Source organism: Pseudomonas sp. VD-NE ins (assembly GCF_031882575.1).
Classification (GTDB): Bacteria; Pseudomonadota; Gammaproteobacteria; order Pseudomonadales; family Pseudomonadaceae; genus Aquipseudomonas; species Aquipseudomonas fluorescens_BZ.
In genome coordinates this window covers 2,670,775-2,689,406 of record NZ_CP134772.1, presented here as the reverse complement: position 1 = coordinate 2,689,406, position 18,632 = coordinate 2,670,775, and the positions used below count along the sequence as shown (strand labels likewise).

The 18,632-nt window shown below is 59.1% G+C and carries 20 protein-coding genes; 12 read left to right on the top strand and 8 right to left on the bottom strand.

The annotated features are described in order from the left end of the window. Window positions 1-9 precede the first annotated feature (9 nt). Window positions 10-318, top strand: a complete 309-nt coding sequence (gene yecR / locus RMV17_RS11905; RefSeq protein WP_007918065.1) for a YecR family lipoprotein — start codon at window positions 10-12, stop codon at window positions 316-318. Window positions 319-416: 98 nt separating this feature from the next. On the opposite strand, the gene RMV17_RS11900 is transcribed toward yecR, so the two are convergent. Further along, window positions 417-2,039: a hybrid sensor histidine kinase/response regulator gene (locus tag RMV17_RS11900; RefSeq protein WP_311886623.1), complete on the bottom strand. Its 1,623-nt coding sequence runs from the start codon at window positions 2,037-2,039 to the stop codon at window positions 417-419. Window positions 2,040-2,152: 113 nt separating this feature from the next. Between RMV17_RS11900 and RMV17_RS11895 the strand changes: the two genes are divergently transcribed. Next, window positions 2,153-2,758 carry a response regulator transcription factor gene (locus RMV17_RS11895; protein WP_311886622.1) on the top strand — a complete coding sequence of 202 codons (606 nt, stop codon included), beginning with the start codon at window positions 2,153-2,155 and terminating at the stop codon, window positions 2,756-2,758. Between the two features lie 95 nt (window positions 2,759-2,853). Here the strand turns inward: RMV17_RS11895 and RMV17_RS11890 are convergent, their stop codons facing one another. Continuing rightward, window positions 2,854-3,852 (bottom strand): bile acid:sodium symporter family protein, encoded by a 999-nt coding sequence (locus RMV17_RS11890; protein ID WP_095050073.1) that lies wholly within the window; start codon window positions 3,850-3,852, stop codon window positions 2,854-2,856. An 84-nt stretch (window positions 3,853-3,936) separates the two neighbouring features. Here RMV17_RS11890 and RMV17_RS11885 point away from each other — a divergent pair, with 84 nt between their 5' ends. Further along, window positions 3,937-4,725: an AraC family transcriptional regulator gene (locus RMV17_RS11885; RefSeq protein ID WP_064119905.1), complete on the top strand. Its 789-nt coding sequence runs from the start codon at window positions 3,937-3,939 to the stop codon at window positions 4,723-4,725. On the opposite strand, the gene RMV17_RS11880 is transcribed toward RMV17_RS11885, so the two are convergent. Beyond that, complete coding sequence (locus RMV17_RS11880) at window positions 4,726-5,670, bottom strand: Dyp-type peroxidase (protein ID WP_311886621.1); 945 nt, start codon at window positions 5,668-5,670, stop codon at window positions 4,726-4,728. A gap of 164 nt (window positions 5,671-5,834) precedes the next feature. On the opposite strand from RMV17_RS11880, the gene RMV17_RS11875 reads away from it, so the two are divergent. Then, window positions 5,835-6,809 carry a TerC family protein gene (locus RMV17_RS11875; RefSeq protein ID WP_311886620.1) on the top strand — a complete coding sequence of 325 codons (975 nt, stop codon included), beginning with the start codon at window positions 5,835-5,837 and terminating at the stop codon, window positions 6,807-6,809. 123 nt (window positions 6,810-6,932) lie between these two features. Here the strand turns inward: RMV17_RS11875 and RMV17_RS11870 are convergent, their stop codons facing one another. Both RMV17_RS11870 and RMV17_RS11865 read right to left on the bottom strand, forming a co-directional pair. After that, entirely contained in the window at window positions 6,933-8,033 is a 1,101-nt protein-coding gene (locus RMV17_RS11870; RefSeq protein WP_311886619.1) for a polyamine ABC transporter substrate-binding protein, read from the bottom strand. 250 nt (window positions 8,034-8,283) lie between these two features. Further along, window positions 8,284-9,690 (bottom strand): cytosine permease, encoded by a 1,407-nt coding sequence (locus RMV17_RS11865; protein WP_311886618.1) that lies wholly within the window; start codon window positions 9,688-9,690, stop codon window positions 8,284-8,286. 324 nt (window positions 9,691-10,014) lie between these two features. On the opposite strand from RMV17_RS11865, the gene RMV17_RS11860 reads away from it, so the two are divergent. Continuing rightward, window positions 10,015-10,500: a flavin reductase family protein gene (locus RMV17_RS11860; RefSeq protein ID WP_016987069.1), complete on the top strand. Its 486-nt coding sequence runs from the start codon at window positions 10,015-10,017 to the stop codon at window positions 10,498-10,500. Window positions 10,501-10,658: 158 nt separating this feature from the next. Continuing rightward, on the top strand, window positions 10,659-11,702 hold the full coding sequence (locus RMV17_RS11855) for an LLM class flavin-dependent oxidoreductase (RefSeq protein ID WP_108226396.1): 1,044 nt from the start codon (window positions 10,659-10,661) through the stop codon (window positions 11,700-11,702). A gap of 116 nt (window positions 11,703-11,818) precedes the next feature. On the opposite strand, the gene RMV17_RS30120 is transcribed toward RMV17_RS11855, so the two are convergent. The 3 genes from RMV17_RS30120 to RMV17_RS11845 form a co-directional block, all read right to left on the bottom strand. Beyond that, window positions 11,819-11,983, bottom strand: a complete 165-nt coding sequence (locus RMV17_RS30120) for an Imm74 family immunity protein (protein ID WP_409373120.1) — start codon at window positions 11,981-11,983, stop codon at window positions 11,819-11,821. Next, window positions 11,952-12,476 (bottom strand): hypothetical protein, encoded by a 525-nt coding sequence (locus RMV17_RS11850; protein ID WP_311886617.1) that lies wholly within the window; start codon window positions 12,474-12,476, stop codon window positions 11,952-11,954. The genes RMV17_RS30120 and RMV17_RS11850 overlap by 32 nt, the downstream gene beginning before the upstream one ends. A 224-nt stretch (window positions 12,477-12,700) precedes the next feature. After that, window positions 12,701-13,150 (bottom strand): helix-turn-helix domain-containing protein, encoded by a 450-nt coding sequence (locus tag RMV17_RS11845; protein WP_311886616.1) that lies wholly within the window; start codon window positions 13,148-13,150, stop codon window positions 12,701-12,703. 180 nt (window positions 13,151-13,330) lie between these two features. On the opposite strand from RMV17_RS11845, the gene RMV17_RS11840 reads away from it, so the two are divergent. From RMV17_RS11840 to argE, 6 genes are all read left to right on the top strand, one after another. Beyond that, a complete protein-coding gene (locus tag RMV17_RS11840; RefSeq protein WP_108226397.1) occupies window positions 13,331-14,149 on the top strand; it encodes an alpha/beta fold hydrolase in 819 nt (272 codons plus the stop codon). Window positions 14,150-14,409: 260 nt separating this feature from the next. Next, window positions 14,410-14,676 (top strand): FecR/PupR family sigma factor regulator, encoded by a 267-nt coding sequence (locus tag RMV17_RS11835; protein WP_108226398.1) that lies wholly within the window; start codon window positions 14,410-14,412, stop codon window positions 14,674-14,676. 206 nt (window positions 14,677-14,882) lie between these two features. Continuing rightward, window positions 14,883-16,202: a flavin-containing monooxygenase gene (locus RMV17_RS11830; protein WP_016983889.1), complete on the top strand. Its 1,320-nt coding sequence runs from the start codon at window positions 14,883-14,885 to the stop codon at window positions 16,200-16,202. 58 nt (window positions 16,203-16,260) lie between these two features. Further along, window positions 16,261-16,677, top strand: a complete 417-nt coding sequence (locus RMV17_RS11825) for a RidA family protein (RefSeq protein ID WP_311886615.1) — start codon at window positions 16,261-16,263, stop codon at window positions 16,675-16,677. Window positions 16,678-16,806: 129 nt separating this feature from the next. Beyond that, the gene (locus RMV17_RS11820; protein WP_311886614.1) at window positions 16,807-17,484 is read left to right on the top strand and encodes a DUF1028 domain-containing protein; all 678 of its coding nucleotides are present in this window, start codon (window positions 16,807-16,809) and stop codon (window positions 17,482-17,484) included. Beyond that, window positions 17,481-18,629, top strand: coding sequence for an acetylornithine deacetylase (gene argE, locus RMV17_RS11815; protein WP_311886613.1), 1,149 nt, complete (start codon window positions 17,481-17,483; stop codon window positions 18,627-18,629). Before RMV17_RS11820 ends, argE begins: the two co-directional genes overlap by 4 nt. Window positions 18,630-18,632: the final 3 nt, after the last annotated feature.

The following is an 18,632-nucleotide window of genomic DNA, read 5'->3' as shown; positions in this document are numbered from 1 at the left end:
CGTTTGCCCATGAAAACCCTGATCGCAACACTCACCCTCAGCGCCTTGTTCCTCACTGGCTGCGCCACGCCGAAACAATGGGAAGCCACTGGCGGCAGCAAAAACGATGGCGTCGTCCAGGTCTCCTATGAACTGGGCCAATTCGAAAGCGGCCAGACCAGCGCCGAACAAGGCCTGACCGTCGCCGCGCAACGCTGCAAGACCTGGGGCTACAAAAACGCCGAGGTCACCGGCTCCGAGAAAAACATCTGCCGCACCATGGGACAATACAACTGCCTGCAGACCACCATCACCCAGGATTACCTGTGCAAGCGCTAGACGCTTGACCCTGTAGGAGTTGTCGAGTGAAACGAGGCTGCGATCTTTTGATCCTGATCCTGAAAAGAAGATCAAAAGATCGCAGCGTGCCGCAGCTCCTACAGGGGTTGAACTTGCGGTCGGCGGTCGCGCAAGGTTCGCAAGGTCGCGCGCAGCTCGGCTGGGCGCACCGGCTTGGACAAGATCGCGATGTGGCGGTCGTGTAGGGCGGCCTGAATTTTTTCGACGTCATGTCCGGTAATGATCATCGCTGGCACTGCCCAGCCCCTCCGCCTGCGTACGTCGTCGATACATTCGATGCCGGTGGCATGAGTGCCGAGGTCATAGTCGGCAACGATGATGTCGCAGTCGGTAACCAGATCCTGTGCGGTCAACTCGGCCTGAACCACACAGCCCCAACGCTCCAATAACGCCGAAGTCGCGAGCAATACGTTGCGATCATCCTCCACCAGACACACCTTCAACCCGGTCAGCAAACCGACCTGACGTGCGTCATCACGATTGGCCATTACCTGCGGCGGAGCAGTGATCGGCAAGCCGTACAAAGTCACCGCTGTTCCCCGCCCGAGCCGCGAGCGCAGAGCAACGTCGACACCGATCAATTCACCCAACCGCTTGACGATCGACAGCCCGAGCCCCACGCCCTCGACGTCTTTATCGCGCACTTGCCGTACCCGATAAAACTCCTCGAATACCTTGGCCAGATGCTCTTCGGCAATACCGTTGCCGCGGTCATAAATCACAATGGCCAGCCCTGCCCCGCGCCGGCGCACGCCGATCAATACCGGTCGATGTGCACCGTACTTGAAGCAGTTGGACAGGACGTTTTGCACCATGGTCGCCAGCAGCGCCGGATCGGTCTGAACCCAGTACGGGCATGGACGCAAACGCATCTCCACCCCGGCCCAACGCGCTGCCTCGGCGTTCTGGCGAATCAGCTCCGCCAGCCATTCACCCAGATGGACACTTTTCAGTTTGGGCAGCACGCGACCGTTATCAAGGGTGTACAGGTCGAGAATCGAGCGAAACAACTGCGACACGTTGAGCAGCGATCGGTCGATGTTATCGACCAGACGCCGCTCCTCATCGCCCAACCGCGACTCCCGCAGGCACGCGGTAAACAGACCAATCGAATGAATCGGCTGACGCAAATCATGACTGGCCTGGGCGAGAAATCGCGACTTTTCCAGATTCGCCGCCACCGCTTCTTCTGACGCCTTGCGCGTACGCTCCAGCAACAAGTGCGCGTAAAACGGGATCACCGTGCTGGTGAGCATCAGCATCAACACCATGAACGGCTGTGCCTGCCACACCGGTGTCAGGCGATACACACACAGCAACGCCAACAACGCCAGCCCGGTGGCAATCGCCAGATAGCGCGAGCCGTAGCGCATGCCGTTGCCAAGGTTGACCCAAATGATCACCGCATACAGCGGCAACGCCATCTCGCCGCCCACCACCAGACCAAAGCAAGTACCGGTGTAATCGTGAACCATGCCGAAAATCCGCCGCGCCGGGTAATGCCCCGGCCAACGCGCAATCGCCTGACGCAGGGCAATCGAAGCCAACAAAAACACAATGATGTAGGTAATGATCGGCAGGTATGTATCGAAACGCTGGCCCGGCAAAAAAACCAGTATGAGCATGTAAATCACGGCAATGCTGGCGATGATAATGCGCAGATTGGCCTGGTCGAGTTCGGTGTTTTTCTCGAACTTCATGGTAAACATCCTTGTGCGGCAATCGTCAGATTCCGAATCAGCCTACAGGCAACCTTCGCACCCGGTGCTAAGGTGCAGCCTTGAATAACGCTTGACCCAGGGAGGGTCACGCCATGACTTGCCGAATTATCATAGCCGACGATCACCCGCTGTTTCGCGAGGCGATGCTGCGCACGGTCCAGCGCTTGCTGCCCGAGGCCGTTATCGACGAAGCCGGCGATCTCGACGCCGTGCTGGCGCTGCTGCCTTTGGGTGATGAGCCGGACACATTGATTCTAGACCTGCGTTTCCCGGGATTGACCTGCGTCAGCCAACTCGCCGAGCTGCGTCAGCGCTTGCCGCGCACCACGCTGATCGTAGTCTCGATGGTCGATGATGAGTCGTTGATCAGCGAAGTCATGGCCGCCGGTATCGACGGTTTTATCGGCAAAAACATCGATCCGGACGAAATCGGTCAGGCGATTCTGGCGATTCGTGAAGGAGAGGTGCTGGTGAAGTTCGCGCCGTCAGGCCTGCTGCCGCTGGAAACCGGCGCCACCCTTACGCCTCGTCAGCAAGACGTCCTGCGCTTGATCGCCCAAGGCAAAACCAACAAGGAAATCGCCCGCGAACTGGATATCTCACCGTTCACGGTACGGATTCATGTTTCTTCTTTATTACGCACGCTGAACGTGCCCTCGCGAGCGGCCGCCGCCGTGAAATACGCGGGGACTCTGTAGGAGCTGCCGAAGGCTGCGATCTTTTGACTTTGTTTTTTAAAAGACAAGATCAAAAGATCGCAGCCTGCGGCAGCTCCTACACGAGGAGCGGTGTGTTATGGGTCGACTTGCGCCATCAGCTCGGGCACCGATTCCGGGCGCTTGGCGTAGCGCTGCGCCAGCACCGCGCAGACCATCAACTGAATCTGATGGAACAGCATCAACGGCAAAATCAACACACCAATCGTGCTGCCGGCAAACAACACCTGCGCCATCGGCACACCGGTGGCCAGGCTCTTTTTCGAGCCGCAGAACAAAATGGTGATGCGGTCTTCCTGGCTGAAGCCGAATGCCTTGCCTAACAGCGTCGACGCCAACAGCACCAGCGCCAGCAGAATGCAGCAGACCACCACCAGCCCCAGTAACTCAACCAGCGGAATCTGATGCCAGATACCTTCGTTGACCGCCTCGCTGAACGCGCCGTAAACCACCAACAGAATCGAACCCTGATCGACGAACTTCAGCCAGTTCTTGTTGCGCCCGACCCACGCGCCGATCCAGCGTCGGGCGATCTGTCCGGCAATGAACGGCAGCAACAATTGCACGCTGATTTTCAGAATCGCATCCAGCGTCGAACCGCCATCACCGTGTACGTCGAGCAGTAGCGTCACCAACAGCGGCGTGAGGAAAATCCCGAACAGGCTCGACGCCGCCGCGCTACAAATGGCCGCCGGAATATTGCCCCGCGCCAGCGAGGTGAACGCGATTGCCGACTGCACCGTGGCCGGCAACGCGCACAGGTAGAGCATGCCCATGTACAGCTTGTCGCCGATCAGCGGTGACAGCAGCGGTTTCAGCGCCAGGCCCAGTAACGGGAAAAGGACAAACGTCAGGCCAAACACCAGTAAATGCAGGCGCCAGTGGCCGGCGCCGGCGATGATGGATTCGCGGGAAAGCTTGGCGCCATGCAGGAAAAACAGCAGCGCGATGGCGATGTTGGTCAGCCAGCCGAAGCCGACGGCGACCTGGCCGCTGGCCGGCAGGAAGCTGGCCAGCAACACGACGCCGATCAGCGTCAGGGTAAAGTTGTCGGGCAAAAAGCGGGGGCGAGTCATGGTCGGTTCATCCGGGGGTTGCCAGTGCGTGCCGACGACTCTAACGTGACTGCCAATTACCGACTAACGCCGAAGGGCCACAAGATGCCGCCTAAAGGACATGACAAAAGCGTCCGTCGCAGCATTCCCGGGCTGCCCAGCCTGCCGCGTCCGCTCTACGGGCGTACCGAATCACTGCCCAACCGCGCCCTGACCCGGCGCCATAGTCACCCGTGGGTGCAGTTGTCCTACGCGATTCAGGGTGTGCTGGAAATCCAGACCAGTGCCGGCCGCTTCGTCGCCCCGCCCGAACGCGCCGTGTGGATCCCGGCGGGCGTGCCGCATCGGGTGTTCAGCTCGCCGCACACTGAAATGCGCAGCCTGTACATCGATTGCAGCGTCGCCGAATGGGCGCTTGAGCGTTGTCACGTGCTCGGCGTCAGCGATCTGCTCAGGGAGCTGATCCGCGCCTTCAGTCAGGTTCCAGTGGAATACGACCAGAGCGGCCCGCACGGACGTCTCGCCCAGGTGATCCTCGATCAACTGGCCGAGGCGCCGCAGATCGACCTGATGCTGCCGCTGCCGCAAGACGCGCGCTTGAAGCAGATCTACCAGAGCCTTGAACAACATCCGGAACAACAGACCACGCTGAGCCATTGGAGCGAGAAGTTCGGCGTCACCGAAAAAACCCTCACCCGCCTGTTTCTGCGTGACACCGGCCTGACCTTCCGCGCCTGGCGCCAGCGCTTGCGCCTGCTCGGCGCGCTGACACCGTTGGAGAAAGGCGAACGCGTCACCGACGTCGCGCTGGCCTGCGGTTATGACTCGACATCGGCGTTTATCGCGGCGTTTCGCCAACAGTTTGGCGAAACGCCGGGGGAGTTCTTTCGCTGATCAGCGATCCGCCAGCTCTTCCAGCAAATCCGCCGACGGCACGAAATACAGACTCCCAGTCACGGCCGTGCTGAAATCCAGCAACTTGTCGTAGTTACCCGGTGGCTTGCCGACGAACATGTTTTCCAGCATCTGCTCGATCGGCTCGGGCGAGCGCGCGTAACCGATGAAGAAGGTGCCGAACTCCCCTGCCCCCGGCCGGCCGAACGGCATGTTGTCACGGAGGATTTTCACTTCCTCGCCGGCCGCGTTGGTGATGGTGGTCAGCGCACTGTGTGAATTGCTCGGTTTGACCGCGTCATCCAGTTCGATATCGGACAGCTTGGTGCGACCGATAACGCGCTCCTGTGCTTCAACACTCAGGCCGTTCCACGCGGTCATGTTGTGCAGGTACTTCTGCACCAGCACGTAACTGCCGCCGCTGAAGTCGGGGTCTTCGTCACCGACGATGGTGAAGTTGAGCGCTTTGCGCCCGACCGGGTTTTCCGTGCCGTCGACGAAACCGATAATGCTGCGCATGTCGAAATAGCGGAAACCTTGCACTTCGTCGACCACGGTCACCGCATCGCCGAGAACCGCCATGATTTGCGTGGCCAGCTCAAAACACAGGTCCATTTGATCGGCGCGAATGTGCAGCAGCAGATCCCCCGGGGTTGCCGGGGCATGTCGGCCCTCCCCGCCAAATTCACGAAAACCGTGCAGTGACGCCGGGCGCGGATTGCCAAACAGGCGATCCCAGGCGTTCGAGGAAAAGCCGCAGATGCAGGTCAGATTGCCGGTCGGTACACGCTTGCCAACCGAGCGCACCAGCCCGGCGATATCGCCGCACCAGTCTTTGACGGTTTGCGCGGCTTCCGGCCCGGCATTCAGCGTCGCGACGATGAATATTGCGCTGCTGGTGATCGGACTGCACACCGCTTGAGGTTCGAGAATGTCGGTATTCATCGCTGGAAATGTCGCTCCGTAAAAAATGCCCGAGCTGTTAACCAGGGCAGATAGTTCGTTTTTAACGAACTGTTGCGCAGAAATAAACGATTTTTCTTTGGCGCAAAAGCGTCGCTAGCATGGCCTCGTCTGACCCCAATCCAAGAATAGACAGGGAGCGTGACATGCCAGCCACAAACATCAATATCGGCGAACCGTGGATGTGGGCCGCCTTCATCGTCTTCGTGCTTGCCATGCTGGCATTGGACCTGTTTGTCTTCGGTGGGCGCAAGGCGCATCGGGTCTCAGTGCGCGAAGCCTTGTCCTGGGTCATCGCATGGTGCTTGCTGGCTCTGAGTTTCGCGGCCCTGCTCTGGTGGTATTTGCACGGTGCGTTCGGTGCCGAGATCGCCCGGGAAAAAACCCTCGAATTCCTCACTGGATATCTGATCGAGCAGTCGCTGTCGATCGACAACATGTTCGTCTTCGTGATGATCTTCAGCTACTTCGCGGTGCCGCCGGAGCTGCAGCGGCGGGTGCTGCTGTACGGCGTGCTCGGGGCGATCGTGATGCGCGCGGTGATGATCTTTGCCGGGGTGTGGCTGGTGTCGCAGTTCGAATGGCTGCTGTATGCGTTCGGCGTGTTCCTGATCTTCACCGGGATCAAGATGCTGGTGTTTGCCGAGCACCAGCCGGACCTGGACAAGAATCCGTTGCTGCGCTGGGTGCGCGGGCATATGCGCATCACTAGCAGCTTTCATGGCGAACGTTTTTTCGTCCTGCAGAACGGCGTGCGCTGGGCCACCCCGATGTTTCTGGTGCTGGTGTTGATCGAGGCCAGTGACTTGATGTTCGCGGTGGACAGTATTCCGGCGATCTTCGCCGTGACGACTGATCCGTTCATTGTCTTCACCTCGAATATCTTCGCGATCATGGGCCTGCGGGCGTTGTATTTCCTGCTGGCGGACATGGCGGACCGCTTTCACTTGCTCAAGTATGGGCTGGCGATTGTGCTGGTGTTCATTGGCGGCAAGATGGTGTTGATGCCGTGGTTGCACATGCCGGTGGAGTGGTCGTTGGCGGTGGTCGGTGGGGTGATCATGGGGTCGGTTTTGCTGAGTCTGGTGATGACCAAAGATGCCGAACGCCGCACTGAATGACACACCACAAAACCCTGTGGGAGCGAGCCTGCTCGCGAAGGCGTCGGACCAGTCAACATCGACGTTGAATGACACTCCGCTTTCGCGAGCAGGCTCGCTCCCACATTTGAATTGCGGTGTTTGTTACTTATCGGACTTGATGCTGGTCCACACCCGTGTCCGCACACGCTCAAGCTTCTGCGGCAGCGGCTGCACGACGTAGAGGTTTTTCAGCGCTTCGGGGGTCGGCGTCAGGTTCGGATTGCCGGTGATTTCCTTGTTGATCAGCGGCATCGAATCCTTGTTCGCATTCGGGTAGCCGAGGAAGTCACTGATCGGTGCGATCACTTTCGGATCGAGCAGGTTGTTGAGGAATTCATGCGCCTCGGCGACGTTCTTCGCGCTCTTCGGAATCGCGAAGGTGTCGAACCAGATCGGCGCGCCTTCCTTCGGCAAGCGCCAGTCGACCACCACGCCGTTGCCGGCTTCTTTGGCGCGATTGCCAAACTGGTAGAAGCTGCCGGAGTAACCGATGGCCACGCAGATGTCGCCGTTGGCGATGTCGGTCATGTACTTGGCCGAGTTGAAATAGGTCACGTACGGGCGAACCTTGAGCATCAGCTCCTTGGCTTTTTCATAGTCGGCGGGGTTCTGGCTGTTCGGGTCGAGGCCCAGGTAATGCAGAGCCAACGGGAGGATTTCCGTCGGCGAATCGAGCATCGCCACGCCGCAGGATTTGAGCTTTTCCATGTTCTCTGGTTTGAACACCAGATCCCAGCTATCGACCGGCGCGTTGTCGCCCAATGCAGCCTTGACCTTGGCCGGGTTGAAGCCGATCAGCACGGTGCCGACCATGTAAGGCACGCCGTACTGGTTGCCGGGGTCGTTCTTGCCCAGCAATTTCAACAGTTCCGGGTCCTGGTGGCTCCAGTTCGGTAGTTTCGATTTATCCAGTTTCTGAAACACGCCCGCCTTGATCTGCGTTTCAAGGAACTGGTTCGACGGCACCACCAGGTCGTAACCGGAGTTGCCGGTCAGCAGTTTGGCTTCCAGGGATTCGTTGGTGTCGAAGGTGTCCCAAATCACTTTGATGCCGCTTTTGGCGGCAAAATCCTTGGGCACGGACGGCAGGATGTAGTCCGCCCAGTTGTACACGCGCAGTTCGCGTTGCTCAGCCTGGACGGCGCCGGCCAACAGCGTCAGCCCGCACACAGTGGCACCCAGAATGCGTTTCATCGTGACCATGGTTGTTCCCCAAAAGGCAGCGTGAGTTCGATGGTTTTTATGTTCTGTACACGGCAGCGGCTGTAAAGGTAGCCAAGGGTAAAAAAAGGTTCAGCGTCTGGTTATGGTTTTGATTCTTGCTGACAGCGTAGCCGGAGCACAGTGGGGGATGGGCCAAAAGGGGATCGATGTGGCCAATTTGATTGACCGCCGGGATGCGGAAACAACAATGCCCGGCACTTGGCCGGGCATTGTCGAATAACGGATCAGCTCAGTCGGTGTAACCCAATCTCGCCGCCCTGCTCTGCTGAGTCTGGCCGCGTGTGGCCAGGCAGTAATACAACGGAACGGTGACCACCAGGCCGACCAGCCAGGACAGATCCGCGCCGTCGACCAGATTGGCGTAAGGCCCGACGTACAGGGAGGTATTGGCGAATGGCAACTGCACGAGGATGCCGATGAAATAAGCAATGATCGCGTGCAGATTAAAGCGCCCGTAAACCCCGCCATCGGCGCGGAAGATCGAGGTGATGTCGTAGCAGCCGCGCTTGATCAGGTAGAAGTCGATCAGGTTGATCGACGCCCACGGCACCAGCACCAGTAACAACGCCAGAATCAAACCGATGAACTCGGAAATGAAATCCGCCGACGCACCCAGCGCAACCACGCAGCAACCCGCGAGCACCACGCTCGACAACACTACGCGTACCTTGATGCTCGGTGTCCATTGGCTGGCAAACGTCTGAATCGAGGTGATGATCGACAGCACCGCGCCATACAGATTCAGCGCGTTGTGGCTGATGATATTCAGCAGGAACAGCACCATCAGAATCGGCCCCAGCCACCCGGTCGATTGCTTGACCGCGACCATCGCTTCGGTGCCTTCCGGGGTCGCCAGCACAGCAACCGCACCGAAGCTGAACGACAGAATCGTGCCCAGCGTCGCGCCCAGATAAGTCGCCCAGAACGGCTTGGCAATGCCGATATCCGCTGGCAGGTAACGCGAGTAATCGGACACGTACGGCGAGAAGCTGATCTGCCAGATGATCCCCAGTGACACCGTCGCCAGCCAGCCGGACAGGTTGAAGCTGCCGCGAGTGAGAAAGTCCGCCGGCAAGTCATGGGCGAAGATATAGATGAACCCGGCGAGCAACGCACTGCCCATCACCCAAGTGCCGATACGGTTCAGCGTGTGGATGAAGTTGTAGCCGATCACGCCAATCGCTGTGGCCGCCAGTGCGCCGATCAGAATGCTCAACGGCGCCGGCACCGATGGCGCAATGCCAACGATGGATTTGCCGGCGAGCACGATGTTGGAAATAAAGAAACCGATGTAGATGATCGCGGCGAAAAACACGATCAACAGCGCGCCATAACGGCCGAACTGGCCGCGACTCTGAACCATCTGCGGAATGCCCATGCGCGGGCCTTGCGCCGACGCCAGCGCAATCACCACACCGCCGATCAGGTGCCCCAGCGCAATCGCCAGCAGCCCCCAGAGCAAATCAAGGTGAAACACCTGAACCACCATGGCGCCGGTGACGATGGGCAGTGGCGCAATGTTGGTGCTGAACCAAAGAGTGAATAGGTCGCGGGCCTTCCCGTGGCGTTCCGCGAGTGGGACGTAGTCGACCGTATGGTTCTCGATCAACGGATCTTGCCGGGACATCTGGGACATATGCATGAACTCGAGTTTGTCTGTTCTTATCGTTGTATGAAGCCAAACCGGGGGGACTCTTTGGTCGCCCCTCAGATGCAGACCATATTATGGTATTCCAAACAATTCACAAGACTGATCCGTAGTTTGCGGCGCCAACTGATACGCCATCCTTACTGAAACCGCGGCCTTCAGACCAGCCGAAAGCCCAGCAAACGCTGAGTTTCCGACGAACGCAGCACGTTTATCGGTTCAGCTTAAAAGGCCTTGAAAAGATTAAATACTGGTATACCATCAGACCAACAAACACATAAAAACAGCAGCACCACACCCGAGGACCGACCAATGATCGATGCCGCCATCTACAAACAAGTCATGGGCTCGTTCCCGTCCGGCGTAACCGTTATCACCACCCTGGACGACGACGGTCAGATCGTCGGCCTGACGGCCAGTGCGTTCAGCTCGCTATCAATGGACCCGGCGCTGGTGCTGTTCTGCCCCAACTACAGTTCTGATTCCTATCCGGTGCTGATCAAGAACAAGCGTTTTGCGATCCACGTTCTGTCCGGCGGCCAGCAAAGCGAAGCCTACGCCTTCGCCCGCAAAGGCAAAGACAAAGCGCAAGGCATCGAATGGACCTTGAGCGAGCTGGGTAACCCGATCCTCGCCAACGCGACGGCTATCATCGAATGTGAGCTGTGGCGCGAATACGAAGGCGGCGACCACGCCATCATGGTCGGCGCGGTGAAGAACCTGATCGTCCCCGAGCAAATCGCCGGGCCGCTGGTGTACTGCCACGGCAAGATGGGCGCCCTGCCCGTCCTGGCCTGATCGAACAACCAGCCCTATGCAAATCAAATGTGGGAGCGAGCCTGCTCGCGAAAGCAGTGTTACAAGCGACGCAGCAAGCGACTGACACAGCGCGATCGCGAACCGCTCACTCCCGCCGATTTTTGTAGCCTCAACAACAAAAGATCCGAGGAAGCGTCATGAAATTTTCCCTGTTCATCCACATGGAACGCTGGGACGAAAGCGTCAGCCACCGCCAACTGTTCGAAGACCTCACCGAACTGACCCTGATGGCCGAAGCCGGCGGTTTCAGCACCGTGTGGATCGGCGAACACCACGCCATGGAATACACCATCTCGCCCAGCCCGATGCCATTGCTCGCCTACCTCGCCGCCAAAACCACCACCATCCACCTCGGCGCCGGCACCATCATCGCGCCGTTCTGGCACCCGTTGCGCGTCGCCGGTGAATGCGCGTTGCTCGATGTGATCAGCAACGGTCGCATGGAAGTCGGCCTGGCCCGTGGCGCCTATCAGGTTGAATTCGATCGCATGGCCGGCGGTATGCCCGCTTCATCCGGTGGCCAGGCACTGCGGGAAATGGTTCCGGTGGTCCGCGCGCTCTGGCAAGGCGACTACGCCCACAACGGTGAGATCTGGAAATTCCCCACCTCCACCAGCGTGCCAAAACCGATTCAGAAGCCCAACCCGCCAATGTGGATCGCCGCCCGCGACCCGGACTCGCACAACTTCGCCGTGGCCAACGGCTGCAACGTGATGGTTACGCCGCTGATGAAGGGCGACGAAGAAGTCCTCGACCTGAAGAACAAGTTCCAGACCGCGCTGGACAACAATCCAGACGTGCCACGTCCGCAATTGATGGTGCTGCGCCATACCCACGTGCACACCGCTGATGACCCGGACGGTTGGAAAGTCGGCGCGAAAGCGATCTCGCGTTTCTACCGTACCTTCGATGCGTGGTTTGGCAACAAGGAAACACCGGTCAACGGCTTCCTCGCGCCAAGCCCGGAAGAGAAGTTTGCCGGGCGTCCGGAGTTTGAACTGGAGAGTCTGCACAAGACGGCGATGATTGGTACGCCGGAAGAGATCATTCCGCGGATCAAGTACTACCAGGAACTGGGGGTGGATGAGTTCAGTTTCTGGTGTGACAACAGCTTGCCGCATGAGGAGAAGAAGAAGTCGCTGGAGCTGTTTATCAAGCATGTGGTGCCGGCGTTTCGCTAAGCACACAGCATCCAGTGTTCGGTAAATGAAAACGCCCCGAAATTGTTCGGGGCGTTTTCTTTGGCCACAGGCAAGAAGCTACCAGAGACGCTTCCAGGATAGCCCGCTCCGCCGAGTCACTTCTCGACGTCAAGCATGTGTCCCGTTCTGGAGAGTTCCACCTCGACTTCATCAATAACCCGCTGAACTTCTTCTTCAATCAAAGCTTGATTTTCATTGGGTGCATCCCAGTTCTGCTGGAGGCTGCAACTACGACTGCCAGAATGTGAGACAAACGCCATATTCGTCGAGCAGATCGTCAGCGATTTCAAACTGAAACACCTTCCCTGGAAAGCAGTCTGATAATGCGCGCTTCCAATATCCAGTGAGGTGTTCGGCAAACAAATGACAAAGACGATAGTCTTCTTCCGACAGACCAACCTTAAATACGGGTCGGTCCGGCGCATCTTCCCACTTTGAAAAGAACTGATTTACTGAAAAAACATTTCTGTATCGTTCAACATCTCTACGCAATGCACTTTTTTCCAACACACCCGTTTCAGTCTCGACCAGGCCCTTCAAAGGAAACCTTTGCGGGTCGTATTGCTCAGCGTTAGGCAACCAGAAAACGTGGCCGTCAAGCTCAATAAAATCAGGAGAAAGCAAACCTAGAACAGAAATGGTTTGCTCCAGTGAAACCAGATTCCCGACATACGAAAAAAACTCCCCGGAACCAATATCCGATACGAACAGGTTCAATGACTTTTTAGAAATACTACCTTTATAAATTTTCATCAGTTCAATCCCAAGCTATCCAGAACCGACTGAGGAACAGTTGGGGGCTGCCGGTTGCGCAGGCTTGGCGTCCTTTCCGGGCAGTTCCTTGAGCCCTGCTGCTCTTCGAGCAGGCGATTCTGGCGGTTACGGATAAGGTCAGTGTCACCGGGTGCGGGAGCCGCAAGGGCCCGTTTTCATTGACTTGGCGGCAGCGATTAACTCAGTTCAAGCAGCCCCGCCTTTCAGTGTTCAACGCCCAGTCGCGTGGCGACGTCCTCGGGGGCCAGCGCGCGACCATCGGCCGCCGTTAAAGTCAGCTTGCGAATCGGTTGACGGTTCTTCGCATCGACCATCACCGAGCCCGGCTCACCCGGCGCGTACATGAATTCAGCGCCCCACTGCGACAGCGCGACGATCACCGTCTGCAAGGCTTTGCCGCGCTCTGTCAGCACGTATTCCTTATAGGCGCCGCCATCGGCCGCTGGCAGCGCTTGCAGGATGCCCTGCTCCACCAGGCCTTTGAGGCGCGCGCTGAGCATGTTCTTGGCGATATCCAGACTCTTCTGAAAATCATTGAAACGGCGAATCCCGTCCAGCGCGTCACGAATGATCAGCAACGACCACCAGTCACCAATCAGGTCCAGCGTCCGGGCGACCGGGCAGGCATTGCCCTGCAAACTTTTGCGTTTCACGTAGGAGTACTCCATGCATTCGTCGATTGGCCTCGCGGCTCACAGTTGCATCATACAACTGCAAGACACGTTCACGCCTGGACCGACGCAAAACCAGCACCTGCATACAAGTAGCCGGAGCGCTTTGCGCTGATAGTGAATGCCGCCATTTCGGCACTGAACCCCGAAGCAGGAGTTTCCATGAGCACTTTCACCACGCAAGACGGTACCGAGATCTACTACAAGGATTGGGGCAGCGGCAAACCTGTGCTGTTCAGTCACGGCTGGCCGCTGGATGCCGATATGTGGGAATACCAGATGGAATACCTGAGCAGCCGTGGCTATCGCACGATTGCCTTCGATCGTCGTGGTTTCGGCCGTTCCGACCAGCCGTGGACCGGTTATGACTACGACACCTTCGCCGATGACATCGCGCAACTGATCAATCACCTGGACCTGCGCGATGTGACGCTGGTGGGCTTCTCCATGGGTGGCGGCGACGTCAGCCGCTACATCGCCCGGCATGGCAGCGAGCGGGTTGCCGGTCTGGTGTTGTTGGGCGCGGTGACACCGCTGTTCGGCAAGAAAGCCGACTTCCCGCAGGGCGTCGATAGTTCAGTGTTTGACGGCATCAAGGCCGGCCTGCTGCAGGATCGTGCGCAGTTCATCGCCGATTTCGCCGCGCCGTTCTATGGCACCAATCAGGGCCAGAAAGTCTCTGACGGCGTGCTCACGCAGACGCTGAATATCGCCCTGATGGCCTCGCTCAAAGGCACGGTGGATTGCGTCACGGCGTTCGCGGAAACCGACTTCCGCCCGGACATGGCCAAGATCGACGTGCCGACGCTGGTGATCCATGGCGACGGTGATCAGATCGTGCCGCTCGAAACCACCGGCAAACAGGCGGCGGCGCAGATCAAGGGCGCTGAACTGAAGGTTTACGCCGGGGCGCCGCACGGTTTTGCGGTGACGCATGCGCAGGCCTTGAATGAGGATCTGCTGGCGTTTCTCCAGCGCTGAAAATTTGTCGTGAACAAGTCCGTCAGATCGGTTTGACGGACTTTTTGCGGCTCTGCGTCTCGACCGGGACGATCTATCGTCAGGGCCATTGCCGAGCAAATCGGTGTCGGCATTTGCTCGCGTTTTGCCGATAATGGCAACCCGCGCGGACCGCGTGAAGGTCCGCTGCAAACGCACCCAGCCGATCATCACGCCGTTTTGACATTTTTTTCCCAGTCCGCTTTGTAGGGTGCGTTATCCGGCCAATCAGGAACCTGCCCATGCCCCCTTCCGACTGCAACGAAATAGACGAAGACATCGCTAGCCAAGCCGCTGATTGGTGCATGCGCCTGCAGGATGACGATTGCCCGCCGGCTGATCGTCAGGCTTTCCAGCACTGGATCCAGCTCGACCCGCGCCACGCTTTCGAGTTCGCAAAAATGCTCGAGATCTGGGATCTCAGCGGCCAATTGCCGAATGAGCCCGAGACAGCGAAAAAACTCCTGACCGGTGACACACTGGCGCACAAAGGTTCGCGCGAAATATAGGGGCCACACTCGCCCCTCTCTTCCCCCTCCAACAACTGAAAGCCGCGTATTCAAAGGCTTTCGCCCTTCTGCATCAGAATTTTATCTTCACATCCCAGCTTAATAATATTTTACCGATATCCCCCCTCTCCCTAGTCTGACCTCAAGCCAAACGGACAAGCCAACAGCGGCCCGAATCCCACTGCCTTGCTAGGAAGGATGTAGAGATGACCCCTGAAATAATAAAAACAGACACGCTGATCGTGGGTGCCGGCCAGGCAGGCGTCGCCATGAGCGAGCACCTGAGCAAACTCGGCGTGCCGCACCTTGTGCTGGAGCGCAATCGCATTGCCGAACGCTGGCGCACCGGGCGCTGGGACTCGCTGGTTGCCAACGGCCCGGCATGGCACGACCGCTTCCCTGGCCTGGAATTCGATGATGTCGATCCCGACGGTTTCGCCCCGAAAGAACGCGTCGCCGATTACTTCGAAGCCTACGCGAAGAAGTTCAATGCACCGATCCGTACCGGCGTGGAAGTGAAAAGCGTGGTGCGCAATGTCGGACGCCCGGGTTTCACTGTCGAGACCTCCGAAGGCGTAATCGAAGCCAGCCGCGTCGTCGCCGCCACTGGCCCGTTCCAGAAACCGGTGATCCCGGCGATTGCCCCGCAAGACGAACGCCTGCTGCAGATCCACTCCGCTGACTACCGCAACCCGCAGCAACTGCCGGCAGGCGCGGTGCTGGTGGTGGGCGCAGGTTCCTCCGGTGTGCAGATTGCCGATGAATTGCAACGTTCCGGCAAGCAGGTTTACCTGTCGGTCGGCGCCCATGACCGCCCGCCTCGCGCTTACCGCAACCGGGATTTCTGCTGGTGGCTGGGCGTGCTCGGCGAGTGGGATCAAGCGGCGATGAAACCGGGGCGTGAGCACGTGACCATCGCGGTCAGTGGCGCCCATGGCGGTCGCACCATCGATTTCCGTGGTCTGGCCCATCGCGGCATGACCCTGGTCGGCGTTACAGAATCGTTCAATAACGGCGTGGTGAGCTTCAAGCAGGACCTCGTCGGCAACCTTACTCGCGGCGACGAAAACTACCTGGCGCTGCTGGATGCTGCCGATGCCTACATCGAGCGCAATGGCCTCGATCTGCCGGAAGAACCGCAAGCGCGCGAAACCTATCCGGATCCCGAGTGCGTGAAAAACCCATTGGCCGATCTCGATCTGGCCAAGGCTGGCGTCACCTCGATCATCTGGGCCACCGGGTTTGCCGTGGATTATTCGTGGCTGCAGGTCGCGGCGTTCGATGACAAGGGCAAGCCTGTGCATCAGCGCGGCGTGTCGAGCGAGCCGGGGGTGTATTTCCTCGGGCTGCCGTGGCAGTCGCGCCGGGGTTCGTCGTTTATCTGGGGCGTGTGGCACGACGCCAAGCACGTCGCCGATCACATCGCCACCCAGCGCAAGTATCTGGACTACCGCGATGCCGAGCAGCGTGAAGCCGAGTTGCACCAGAACACCCACAGCAAAGCCACCGACACCGTCGACGCTTGATTGCCTTTTTCGCACCGGCGCCGATTGCGCCGGGGCAAACCTTCTTCAGGAGCGCTCCATGACCCAGCCAACCCACACTCGCATCCGCATGTTCAACACCAAAGACACTTACCCGAACCAGACGCTGGACAACGACCTGTGCCAAGCCGTTCGTGCTGGCAACACCGTGTATGTGCGCGGCCAGGTCGGCACTGATTTCGACGGCAATCTGGTGGGCCTGGGTGATCCGCGTGCGCAGGCTGAACAAGCGATGCGCAACGTCAAGCAACTGCTGGAAGAAGCCGGCAGTGATATGAGTCATATCGTCAAAACCACGACTTACCTGATCGACCCGCGTTATCGCGAGGCGGTGTATGGCGAGGTCGGCAAGTGGCTTAAAGGCGTGTTCCCGATTTCCACCGGGCTGGTGGTGTCGGCGCTGGGGCAGCCGCAGTGGTTGATGGAGATTGATGTGATTGCGGTGATTCCTGAGTAAGCAGGTACACCGCGTTATGGCCTTCGCGAGCAGGCTCGCTCCCACAATGGAATGCATTTCAAATGTGGGAGCGAGCCTGCTCGCGAAGAGGCCCTCAAGGACAACATCTTCCTAGAAAGGAGTAAGCAGATGACCTTTTCAATCGCAGCTCGCTGCGCCGAAACCGGCCAGTTCGGTGTCGCCATCAGTTCCTCCAGCATCGCCGTCGGCGCCCGTTGCCCGTGGCTGCTGCCGGGTGTCGGCGCGGTGTCGAGCCAGAACATCACCCTGCCGTCACTCGGCCCGGAAGTCCTCGCGCTGATGGAGCAAGGTTTGGCGCCGGACGATGCGCTGGACAAAGTCCTGACCCGCAACGGCTACAGCCAGTACCGCCAGATCACCGCGATCAACCACCTCGGCCAGACTGCACATTTCAGCGGTGCGCAAACCCTCGGCGTGCACAACGCCGTCACCGGCGAACAGTGCGTAGCGGCCGGCAACATGCTCGCCGGGCGTTCGGTGATCGAAGCCATGGTCAGTGCCTTTGAGGACGGCGAAGGTCAACTCGCCGATCGCCTGCTCAAAGCCCTGCACGCCGCACAAGCCCTCGGTGGCGAAGCCGGTCCCGTGCATTCGGCCGCTGTCGTGGTGGTCGGCGAGCAGACCTGGCCGATCGTCAACCTGCGCGTCGACTGGGCTGATGAAGACCCGATCGGCCAGTTGCAAAAGCTCTGGAATGCCTATGCGCCACAGCTTCAGGATTACATCGACCGCGCCCTCGATCCGGCCAAAGCACCGGGCTATGGCGTGGCCGGGGATGATCGATGAACAGCGTCGAGTTGCTCAAGGCACTGGTGGCGTTCGATACCACCAGCCGTGAGTCCAACCTGCAGTTGATCGAATTCGTCCGCGATTACCTCGCCAGTTTCGACGTGCCCTGCGCGCTGATCTACAACGATGAGCGCAGCAAAGCCAACCTGTTCGCCACGATCGGCCCGGTGGATCAACCGGGCATCGTGCTGTCCGGGCACACCGATGTGGTGCCGGTCGATGGCCAGCCGTGGACGTTGCCGCCGTTCGAACTGACCGAACGCGACGGCAAGGTGTTTGGGCGCGGTACCGCAGACATGAAGGGTTATATCGCCTGCGTGCTGGCCTTGGTGCCGTTGCTGCTTAAAACGCCGCTGCGCCTGCCGGTGCACATTGCCCTGTCTTACGACGAAGAGGTTGGCTGCCTCGGCGTGCGCTCGTTGCTCAAGGTCTTGCAGCAACGCCCGATCAAGCCGTTGCTGTGCATCATCGGCGAACCGACCGAACTGAAACCGGTGCTTGGCCATAAAGGCAAACTGGCGATGCGCTGCGACGTCCACGGCCATCCGTGCCATTCGGCTTATGCGCCGCTCGGGGTCAACGCGATTGAATACGCCGCCGAACTGATCGGCGAACTGGGTCGCCTCGGCCAGCAGTTGAAAGCGCCGGAGCATCACGATGCGCGCTTCGATCCGCCCTACAGCACGGTGCAGACCGGCGTGATCAGTGGCGGCAAAGCCTTGAACATCGTGCCCGCCGATTGCCGTTTCGACTTCGAGATCCGCGCCCTGCCCTCGCAGGATCCGGCCCTCGTTGCCGAGGCGCTGAAAGCCTATGCCGAGCACGAAGTACTGCCGCGCATGCGCGCCGTCAGTGCACAAAGCGATATCCGCTTCAGCGCCTTGTCGGCGTATCCGGGGCTGGCCACCGATGCGCAAAGCCAGGCTGCCGAGTTGATTTCCGCCTTCTGCGGTTCAAAGGATTTCGGCACCGTGGCGTTTGGCACTGAAGGCGGTCTGTTCGATGCGGTGGGGATTCCCACGGTGGTCTGCGGCCCCGGCAGCATGGACCAGGGCCATAAACCCGATGAGTTTGTCAGCCTCGAACAGTTGCAGGCGTGCGATGCCATGCTGCAACGAATGCTGGCGTTTATCAGCCTCTGACTA